This window comes from Mesorhizobium sp. M2A.F.Ca.ET.039.01.1.1 (assembly GCF_003998035.1).
Taxonomy (GTDB): domain Bacteria; phylum Pseudomonadota; class Alphaproteobacteria; order Rhizobiales; family Rhizobiaceae; genus Mesorhizobium.
This window is the reverse complement of the sequence record NZ_RZRY01001578.1, coordinates 1-407: the sequence shown is the minus strand read 5'-3', so window position 1 is coordinate 407 and position 407 is coordinate 1. Positions and strand designations below refer to the sequence as shown.

General features: G+C 62.2%; 1 protein-coding gene. It reads right to left on the bottom strand.

Annotated features, from left to right (window positions below; translation table 11 throughout):
- A partial coding sequence (locus tag EOA24_RS40995; RefSeq protein WP_348633119.1) for a tetratricopeptide repeat protein occupies positions 1-264 on the bottom strand: 264 nt, incomplete at its 3' end.
- Between the last annotated feature and the right edge of the window lie 143 nt (positions 265-407).

Here is a 407-nt window from a genome sequence, read left to right as displayed (position 1 = left end):
CCTGTACACCGTGCCGTCCGCTGTGCTGGCGCGTCGAGCCAGCGCAAGCGCCTCATCGCGAGCGCCGGTGAAATAGAGAATCTCCGCCAGCCGAGCCGTGATGCCTCCCTGGTAAGGATTGATCTCCAACGCCTGCCGCCCGGCCGCGATGGCGAGATCTGCCCTGCCATAAAGAAATTCCAGCGTCATGCGGGCGTAAGCCACGTTGGCGGAATCGGGAGCTGCTGCTGCCGCTTCTCGAACCATCTGGAGCGCCTTGTCCAATGCAGGTGTCGGCTGATCGTAATTCTCCGATCGGACGAGCAGGAGCGCCAGAACGCCCTTCGCGTCGGCATAGGCCGGTTGGATTGAAATGGTTTGTTCAAGGCAGGATCTCGCATCCGCCAGCCCGGTGCCTTCGCTTGTTC